Source organism: Bacteroides togonis, from assembly GCF_900130135.1.
Classification (GTDB): domain Bacteria; phylum Bacteroidota; class Bacteroidia; order Bacteroidales; family Bacteroidaceae; genus Bacteroides; species Bacteroides pullorum.
The window spans coordinates 1-7,604 of record NZ_LT670836.1; the positions used below are offsets into that span (position 1 = coordinate 1).

Annotated in this window: 4 protein-coding genes; 2 read left to right on the top strand and 2 right to left on the bottom strand. The window is 39.3% G+C overall.

The genetic code is table 11. From position 1 onward, the window contains the following. Both BQ8005_RS16845 and BQ8005_RS16850 read left to right on the top strand, forming a co-directional pair. Positions 1–2,908, top strand: a 2,908-nt coding sequence (locus BQ8005_RS16845; RefSeq protein ID WP_075319342.1) for a hypothetical protein, incomplete at its 5' end; no start/stop codon positions are given. 79 nt (positions 2,909–2,987) lie between these two features. Beyond that, complete coding sequence (locus tag BQ8005_RS16850; protein WP_159436304.1) at positions 2,988–3,467, top strand: hypothetical protein; 480 nt, start codon at positions 2,988–2,990, stop codon at positions 3,465–3,467. A 472-nt stretch (positions 3,468–3,939) separates the two neighbouring features. Here the strand turns inward: BQ8005_RS16850 and BQ8005_RS16855 are convergent, their stop codons facing one another. Beyond that, the gene (locus tag BQ8005_RS16855) at positions 3,940–4,281 is read right to left on the bottom strand and encodes a hypothetical protein (protein ID WP_075319344.1); all 342 of its coding nucleotides are present in this window, start codon (positions 4,279–4,281) and stop codon (positions 3,940–3,942) included. An 85-nt stretch (positions 4,282–4,366) separates the two neighbouring features. Next, entirely contained in the window at positions 4,367–7,588 is a 3,222-nt protein-coding gene (locus tag BQ8005_RS16860) for a hypothetical protein (protein WP_317044850.1), read from the bottom strand. Positions 7,589–7,604 lie beyond the last annotated feature (16 nt).

Below are 7,604 nucleotides of genomic sequence, written 5' to 3' on the forward strand. Positions count from 1 at the left end.
TTCGCTGACAGAGCGTATTGAAGGCGTTGAAGGAGACCTTGAGAAGCTGAAAACTGATTTCGGCAACTTGGCTTATGTGACAGGCGTTTCGTATGTTGATGGTGTACTGACTGTAACTACGACAAACGGAACCAACAATTACACCATTCCTGACAACAACACAACGTATTCGTTGAGCGGAACGACTGAAGGCAACAAAGTTACAATTACCCTTACAGGTAGTGATGGTAAGTCTTCAACGTATACGATGGAAGTAAATGGGGGAGTTGCATTTGATGCAACTTTGTTGACTGTTGGTGAAGATAACTATATTTATTACGATGGTCAAAAGACTGGTGTGCAAATACCTAAAGAAGCCGAAGTAGCGGTAGGTGTTATTGAAAAAGACGGTGAAGTAGTAGGTTACACATTTACATACGAAGGGAAAACCACTCAGTTGATGATTGCTTCCGCAACGCTGAATTCGTTGGTTTTTGCCCCCGACTTTTATTATCAAGGCATTGAAGCAATGCGTGCAGCAACATTTATTTATGATGCATTGGCTTTAGGAACAGTAGATGCTAATGGAGATTATAAAGAAGATGCACCGACTACAGGTTCAACGGTTGAAATGACTCCTGGTTTGACAGCGAACTATCACTTGAATCCTACGAATGTAAATCCGGACTACTTACCTACAGCTAATTTGTCATTTATTGCCGATGATAAAGCCTATACAAAAGCAGGAGTAGTAGTACCCCAAATTTACAAGAGTTCTATTAAAGCCGGAATGCTGACTGTAAAAGCACATTTAACAGAAGGAACAATCAAGGATATTGAGAAAGATGGAAAGGTGACTGTATTGGCTTTACAAGCAGGAACAAAAAATGCGACTAAAGGCGATACACTGATTACATCAGACTATGCAGCAGTCAAGAAGGCTGAGATTACCGATTTAACATTAGATAACGCAAAACTTGAAGGATGTAATCACTGGTATACAAAAGCAAAAGATGCTATCGACAACGAAGCTGCTATTGAAATGGCATGGAATAGCAACGGAATAGATATAGCAGAATATGTCCAGGCACATTATAAAGAGAATGGTACACACAAAGCTTGGGATGTTAATGCAAAAGATGGCATTGTCAAAGAAGATGGTTTCAAATACATCTTTGAATTAGTTGGTTATTACCAAGGTCAAAATGAGACATCTGCTAGTGCTCATGCAAATTGGACTGCCGCAAATTCTACTGTATTGCGTCCGCAAATGACAGTAAACGGTCAACAAGCGGGATATAATGGTGAGCAAAATCGTGCGAGCATTGGCCGTGAACCGTTGGTTCGTGTTATCTTGAAAGATACTATTAGTGAACAGAATGCTGCTGTTGCTTACATTAAGGTGAAAATTGTAGATTCTGAGTTAGAAAATAAGGTTACTGTCATAGATCCGTTCGTAATCACTGATGGTTATACAGTTAATTGTAGCAATGCAGATTTGACAAAGAAGCTTAGCTGGCATCAAATTGAGGAGCGAATCATTGCACATGCAGATTTAAGTATCTCCAAGGAAGAGTTCGAAAAGAATTACAAACTTGATGGCTTTATTGAGGATACCACTCCTGCTACTCAGTTCACCAATACTACCATGGATGCAACTCCTGTTACTACAGCTTTGGGTAAGGTAATTAAGACTGTTGATGATACAGAACCTACAATGACAGAAGTTCTTGCTTGGACTCTCGGTGCTAACGAAGCTTACGAAACGTTCACTGCACAAGAAAGTGCAAGTGTCATTGTTCGCTTCACTAAGACCAATGACAATGATACGAAACATTATGTATACGTGACTTTGACTTGGAAGCCTAACCCGCGCAATGTTACTCCAGCTGGTAAAGTAGATGATAATAGTAAACTTGCCGAATACTGGTTTGCAAAAGGCCAGTCTGTAGGTAAGACTGGATATCACGAAGTACACTTCAATGTGGCTACTCCTACAACAGCTAGTGATAATAACTCTGCAAATTGTACATTTAAAAAGGATGTGTTTGATGTATTCGATGCTACAAAAGCTATGATTGTAGGTATAGATGAGGTCTATGCAGATTTCCAAGATGCAAAACTGAAAAAGAATTTCAAATTCATCACTCCAGATGTTACTCCTGTCAAAGGCGTAAGCGGCACTACTTACTACTTAGGTGTGAGTGCTGATGGTTTAAAATTCATGGCTAGTACAATCACTCCATTCAGCGAGTTGACAGCTACTGCAATTGCAGTTATGAATAACAATGTAGTAACATATCAGGAGAATAATGTTGCTAAAGATTTGCTCAACTATGCCAGCCACAAGGAACTGGGTGAAGGTGAAACTTTAACAGCTAAAATTGAAGTCGTAGCATCTGCTTGCGGTGGTACTGACCAAATCTCAACTAAGAATGTGAAGCTGGAGAATGAAACCTTTGACGTAAGATTCCTTCGTCCGATATCAATTGAAATGCAGGATAATGACGGAGTTGTTGATGGTAAAGACGGTGGTGATGAAGTTGCTTTGGCTGATATCCTTTCATTCATTGATTGGCGTAATTACGCCTTTGCTGAGAATACACACCTCTTCGGATTCTATGGTGTAGAAAGCATTGCACTGGATGTAACCAAGATTACTACCAATCTTAATAATGGTACACTTGGTAACAATGGTACAACAGATGGTGGTACGCTTTTGAAAGATAAATATCCGAATGTAGATGTGACATTCACAGAGGCTACAAGCGTTGATTTGGAGCACATGGGTACTATTACTTGGAAGAACAATGGTCAAGTTGTAGGTAAAGACTTCATTATCCGCCTTCCGATTATTGTTACTTACAAATGGGGTACGATTGCTGTCAAGAATATTGATGTAACAGTACATCCTACTGTAGGTCAATAAAGACGATTGTATAAAAATGTAAAACTAAGGGAGAGCATCCTCAAGCTAGAGGATGCTCTTTTTATATAAAATGTGTATTATGAAATACAACTTATTATGGCTTTGCGTCTGCTTAAGTGTCTTGATAGCTTGCCAATCTAGACAGAGGAATATTGAGAACAATACAATAAAGGCTTCAAGGCCAGCAATGAAAGTTACACAACAGGATAGTATAGCGGTGATAAACATGGTTAGTCATTTTATGGATTTTCTGAAAGAAGGTAAATGTGATGAAGCTGCAGCTATGATTTATGAGCTTAGTAAAGACAATCTACAAGAAGAACCTACTATCTTGGATGAAAATAGCTGGAAACAAATGACAAGTTATCTAAAGGAGCTATCTGTAAGCGAATATCATATTGAGCACATTATATTCAAACAAGCTAACGATAATGAAGTAAAATGTAGTATTCAAATTTCAAATAGCTATACGACAAATTTCTATTTAAAGCCTGTCAGATTTTTAGGTAATTGGTATCTTTGTTTAAAAGACTCCTCTGCTGGGGACAAGACATTATGAAAGTCAAATCAGAAAGCACTACAAAAAGAAATAGAGATAGGCTTACTTACAATCTATAAGCTGCAACATAAAAATCTCCTGCTTTTAGTCCTATAATTGCAATAAACAAGGGCTAAAGCAGGAGTTTTTTTACTTCTAAGTTTCTATCACCTTTCAGTGAAGTTTCACTAAAACACCTTGATTTAAAGTCTTTTACGTTGAAAGCAGTATATCTACCCGCAATTATCTTTCACAATATCATATTGTCTTACAGCAAATTACAAAGCTGTGAAAGCGTGAAGGTACAATTTGAAGTTAAACTGAGAAGTGAGATATATACTAAGCGAAAGACTATAGAATAAGCTCACTTTAGCAACTAATGACTTCACAATTTCTAAAGTTCATAGTTATGCTTCTAAAGTTTATAGTTAGCCTAATAATATTGATAGTTACAAAGCTAATATGCGACTTCAGAAAAATAAAGTAAGTAATATTAATCTGCGTATACAACAGGAGTAGAGAATTGATCGCTGAGCATATCTTCTTCTTCGTAATATAGCTTGGAATCTTTCAAATAGTAATATTTCGGATAGCCACCAAACTCGATGTTGGCATATTCCTGATTGTCTGCAGTATGCGAAATGGTCCATGTACCTTCATAAGTCGTACTATCCTGGAACAGGATGAGTGTGGTAGAGTCCGGTTTCAGCTCGAAACGTATACCGGATTCAGTAAAGAAAACTCCATCGAACGAATGTTGCTTGGCACTTGGCCCGCAGGCAACGAAAAGTGCGGTAATAAAGCTTGCAATAATAAATATAAAATGTTTCTGCATATCTTTAGTATATAATTATTGGATACAAAAGAGGGCATCCCTAAAGGATACCCTCTTTATTTAAGTCATTTAAAGAACATATTCATTATTCACCAGAAGGAGTACCACCGGCTTTAGAAACTCTAACTTGCAGATCGTTCTTAGAAAGAGTTCCCCACTTGTACTGAACATTTACGTCAATGTACAGGAAGTAGTCAACATTAACCGGAGTACCGGCATTGTTGAAGTATGCCAAGTGAGTCGGGTCAGAAGAAACTTCCTCTGCTTTAGACTTCGGATCTGTTTCAACCCAATTCATCATCTTCAAAGAACGTCCGGTTGGCAATACACCATCTTTCACACCATCCTTGTGGATATAAGTGCTGGTTGCAGCATCCCATGCCAAGCTTGTTGTAGTCTTATCTGTCAAGAATGTTACTTCCTTCACAGCATAGTAGTCATACAACTGGTGTGCATAGTCATCCTTATCAGTTTCAGTCTTATCAGCATCCTTGATACCTGCAGAAGCGACTTTGTAACCATTCCAATCTGTGAATTTGAAATTCTTAGCAACGTTCAAGAAGCTACCGTCGACTTCAGCATCCACAAAGCTATCACCAATTGCTCCGTCTATAGCCAAAGGATTAATGAAGAATACTTCAAAGTTCTGAACTGCGATAGTGTTATAGTCATTGTATTTAACCAACAGCTTAACAGGAACTGCGCGACCGATCAGTTCTTTTGCTGCATCTGTACCGTTCAGAGCATCTTTTTCATGCAGACGGATGATTGCAGAGCACTGATCTAACTCAACACCACCTAATGCTTCTTTGTAATCCCATGGCAAGTTCTTCTGGTTTTCAGTAGTAGTAGCTGACATGAAATTGTTGATAGTTGCAGCTAGGTTTTTATCAGGTTGCACATAATCCCATATATCTTTATCATCCATACCGATATTCGGATTCGGAGCATCATGATTAACATCAACAGGTGTACCTACGGTTGTCTTCCACAATTGAGTTTGTGTACCATCAGTCTTATAACCAGCCAAGTAATCGTAATCTTTGAATCTGTCAGCATCGAATACGAACTTCACTTCAGCGCAATTACGGATATACTGGATGAACTGTGCCAAGCTAGTCGGTTTCTGCTTAGTAGGCTCGTAGATATAACCATTTACCAAGTCTGCCTCAATGTGGCTGTAGTCTTTCAGTTCACATCCACCTGTTAAGCCCGGATAAATGTGAGGTATATTCTCTGCACCACCTAACCAACCGTCAATAGAAGTGTTGAATACGATCGGGTTCACGTTGAATACACCTTCGCCCTTACCGTCTTTCCAATAAGTACCTTGGTAAGCAAACTTTTGAGTCGGAGCAACGATGGTCTGCTTGAATGTCTGCTTGATGTTGCCGTTCAAACCGCTCTCATCAACATATTCAACATCGATTTCGAATGTAGAAGCATACTTGCCATTTACGTTAGCCAGTTCACCTACAATTTCAGGCTGCATAGCCCATACCAAGTTATATGAAGTGTTGTCTTCTTTATCTTCCAACATAGCGAATAGCAAATCAATATTAGCATCATTGATCTGTTCATCTCCATCTTTCTTTATCCAACTAGCACCTTCTTCCCACTTGGTTGCGTCTGTTGATATTCCATATTTACTTAAGTCTACTTTTTGTCCATCCTTTCGCAATTCATTAATCTTTAGACTCTTATAAATATCATGGAACTGTTTTTTACTAATACTTTGACCTCCGTCGAACTTAATCTTGTGGTAAACATTCTCATTCATTGCCTGTGAGAACATTTGCTGGAACATATGTTTGCAAGTTACAGTATCTTGAGCGAATGTGTAAGCATCAATAGTCTGTTCCTTTTCACCGGTCCAACGAACTTTGATGTAACGTTGAGCCACAAGGTTATTATTCTTCGTATCAACTAAAGATACGCGTACAATCGGTTCGCGACCGATAGAGGTCTTAGAATATTCATCGTCACCCAATTCTACATCATATACTTCAGACTTCAGGTAGTGACCGTTCAGGATCTTACCGAATGCCTGTTCGTCTGTCTTCAGACCACCTTGCAAGTATTTAGCTGAAGCCATAGCGAAACGGAATTCCAAACCATAGTCTGCATAGTTTTCCAATTCAGAGTGGTTAGCGTGGCTCTTTTCATCTGAAGAAACGCAAACTGTAACAAGCTTGCTCAGATCAAGAGGCTCGTTGTACTGAGCTCTAACGTCAACCAATTGGTCGTTTCCAGAATTGTACAGACAAATTGAGTCATGGTAATGTACGTAGAACAGATTGTCACCTGTACCTTGAGTTTCGTCTGCAAAATCATCGTTTATTGGCTTAGTGAAATCAGTCTTGCTATTGGCCAGATAAGGAATGGCAACGATTTCCTCGATTCTGCTATATTCAGAATTTACAGCAACTTCTTCACCTTTTTCCTTCTCTTCTTCAGTCAGATTAGCTTCTGCAATCGGAGTCTTCAAAGAAGCCATGTAGAATGTTTCCTTCTTATCTTTATCATCAGTTCCAATTACAGTACCCAAGAACTCTTTGTTCTTCTTGAACGTAACAGTCATGATACCATCTTTGATGTCATAACCTGTAACTTCAATAGGCTTGTTGTTGGCAACATCAACAGCTTTAGTCGTGATGTTCGTAGACTTGATGCAATCGAATGAAGGCATTTCCACGTCATCCTTGGTAACACCCATATTCGGATTCATCTGGTAGTTGGCTTCATTCAGCTCGGTAGAAATATACAAAGCTTTTGCACCTTTAACGTTTTCATGATCTAACCATGGTTTGGTTGCATGTTTTGTAGTACCATCAGCAAGGTTGCCCTTATGCTCATTCTTTACATATACCTGAGGAGTATATTGCAAAGTCGTAAAGGTGATGGCAGGGATACCGTTGATGTGGAATTCAGGAATAAGTGTTGTGCTTGTCAGACGTCCGCCAACGATATTCATGAATTGTGCGCTCAGTTTAGTGAACTCTTCCTTAAGTGCAGCCAATTCTTCCTTAGTAGCGGCGTTGTCAATCTTGCTCTCCAACTCAGTAACTTTCACGCTTAACTCTTCCAATTTAGCAATCTTCTGAGCCTGCTCTTCTACTGCTTTTTCAAGCTTTGCAACTTGTTCTTTCAATGCTTCATCACCTCCACCGGCAGCATCCAGAGCTTCCTGAGCTTTTGCCAAAGCGTCGGCAGCGTCTTTCTTTGCCTGTTCGGCAGCAGCCTTAGCCTCGTCGATGGAAGTCTTCAAACCATCTACTGAAGTCTGAAGATCCTTAAGTTTGTCCACCTGTTCTTGTAAGTTG

Bases quoted from the DNA above. Each gene is read 5' to 3' on its own strand.
- BQ8005_RS16850 (WP_159436304.1), top strand. From the start codon at position 2,988: ATGAAATACAACTTATTATGGCTTTGCGTCTGCTTAAGTGTCTTGATA.
- BQ8005_RS16855 (WP_075319344.1), bottom strand. From the start codon at position 4,281: ATGCAGAAACATTTTATATTTATTATTGCAAGCTTTATTACCGCACTT.